2 protein-coding genes are annotated in these 2,092 nt (G+C 30.0%); both read left to right on the forward strand.

Features of this window, described 5'->3' with window-relative positions; all coding sequences use genetic code 11:
* The first annotated feature begins 53 nt into the window (after positions 1-53).
* Positions 54-1,103 (forward strand): ABC transporter permease, encoded by a 1,050-nt coding sequence (locus tag ACSBRB_RS10545; protein WP_435032724.1) that lies wholly within the window; start codon positions 54-56, stop codon positions 1,101-1,103.
* A gap of 12 nt (positions 1,104-1,115) precedes the next feature.
* A complete protein-coding gene (locus ACSBRB_RS10550) occupies positions 1,116-1,778 on the forward strand; it encodes an ABC transporter ATP-binding protein (RefSeq protein ID WP_023016137.1) in 663 nt (220 codons plus the stop codon).
* Positions 1,779-2,092: the final 314 nt, after the last annotated feature.

Below are 2,092 nucleotides of genomic sequence, written 5' to 3' on the forward strand. Positions count from 1 at the left end.
AAAAAACTTTTATTGTTATACGTATTAATATCGTGTTTAAAGGAGAGGATTAAATGTTTTTGGCATGGAACGAAATTAAATACAATAAGCTGAAATTTGGATTAATTATAGGCATTCTTGTATTAATTAGTTACTTACTTTTTTTATTATCTGGATTAGCGAATGGTTTAATTAATATGAACACAGAAGGTATTAAGAAGTGGGAGGCAGATGCAATTGTCTTAAATAAAGATGCTAATCAAACGGTACAACAATCAGTAATAACAACATCGGATGTTAAAGGGAAATTTAAAAAAGAGGCTCCTTTAAAGCAAATGGGCATTATCGCTTCAAAGGGAAATAGTAAAGAGAATGCGATACTCTTTGGGGTAACATCAAATTCATTCTTGATTCCGAAGATCAAGGAAGGCAAAGCGTTTAATAAAGATAATGAGGTTGTCATTGATCAATCATTGAAAGATAAAGGATTTAAAGTTAATGACATAATCACTTTATCTCAATCTGACGAGAAATTACATATCGTTGGAGTGTCAGAAAGTGCGAAATATAATGCTTCTCCTGTTATTTTTACTAATAATAAAACGGTGGAAAAAATTAACCCAGCATTATCGTCAGACAAAACCAATTCAGTAGTTGTCAAAGATAATAATTGGAATGATAAAAAGATAAATAGTGATTTAGAAGTGATTGGTATTGATGAATTTGTAGAAAATCTACCAGGTTATAAATCTCAAAATTTAACAATGAATTTCATGATTACATTTTTGTTTGTTATTTCTGCTACAGTTATTGGAGTATTCTTATATGTTATTACTCTACAAAAAAAGAGTTTATTCGGTGTATTAAAAGCGCAAGGATTTACGGATGGATTCTTAATGAAGATGGTGTTAGCACAAACCTTTATATTATCTTTAATTGGCTCATTAATTGGATTAATGTTGACCCTGCTTACAAGTCTAATTTTACCCAAAGCAGTACCGATTCAATTTGATGTTATAACACTTATTATTTTCGGCATTGTTCTGATACTTATTTCACTTGTGGGTAGTCTTTTCTCAGTACTATCTATTAGAAAAATTGATCCACTTAAGGCAATCGGATAAGGAGGTTTCATTATGTTAAAATTCGAGAAAGTGACAAAAGAATTTCAAGATGGAAATCATATGATTAAAGCAGTTAAACCAACATCATTATCTTTTGAAAAAGGCGATTTTATAGCTATTGTTGGTCCTTCTGGTTCTGGTAAAAGTACATTCCTAACAATGGCTGGTGCCTTACAAACACCTACATCTGGAGAAATTTATATTAACGATAAGAAAATCTCAAAAATGAATCAGAAAAAATTATCCAGAATGAGAATGAAAGAAATTGGATTTATATTACAAGCGACTAACTTAGTTCCATTCTTAACAATCAAACAACAATTTCACTTATTAAAGAGTTATAAAAAAGATGTGTTAAGTACTCAAGAACATGATAAATTGTTAGACGATTTAGGTTTGAAAGAAATCGAGAATAAATTACCTTCTGAAGTGTCAGGAGGACAGAAACAACGTGTTGCGATTGCTAAAGCAATTTATACACAGCCATCTATTATTTTAGCTGATGAGCCAACCGCATCACTCGATACTGAAAATGCGATGGCAGTTATGAAAATACTAAAAGAACAGTCTAAACAACGTCAAAAAATATGTATTATTGTTACTCACGATGAACGGTTAACTAAATTTTGCGACAAAATCTTTCATATGGAAGATGGTTACTTAACGCAAAAATAAAATAATTAAATCATCAATATATTAGCATCAATTAAAAATATTTAGATTTTTAACTATAATATCTACTTTAGATGAACGCCTGATTAATCGTATACAGACCGAACTAGCGAAGTTGATTTTTTAGTGTACTCTTTGATTGAGAGGAATCCTATCTATTTATCTATCAATCTTCAACAATATATTTGCTACAAGTACTTTACCAACATGTTAAAGTACTGCTAAACCATCTTTTTTGATTTTTCATCATAAATAATCAAAGTAGCCCCAATTCTTTAAAAAGTTGGGGCTACTTTAATTATTTATATTAGCCAAAG

Source organism: Staphylococcus auricularis, from assembly GCF_051172115.1.
In the GTDB taxonomy this organism is placed as follows: domain Bacteria; phylum Bacillota; class Bacilli; order Staphylococcales; family Staphylococcaceae; genus Staphylococcus; species Staphylococcus auricularis_A.

Excerpts from the sequence above, each read along its gene's own strand:
- ACSBRB_RS10545 (WP_435032724.1), top strand. The coding sequence starts at position 54 with ATGTTTTTGGCATGGAACGAAATTAAATACAATAAGCTGAAATTTGGA.
- ACSBRB_RS10550 (WP_023016137.1), top strand. The coding sequence starts at position 1,116 with ATGTTAAAATTCGAGAAAGTGACAAAAGAATTTCAAGATGGAAATCAT.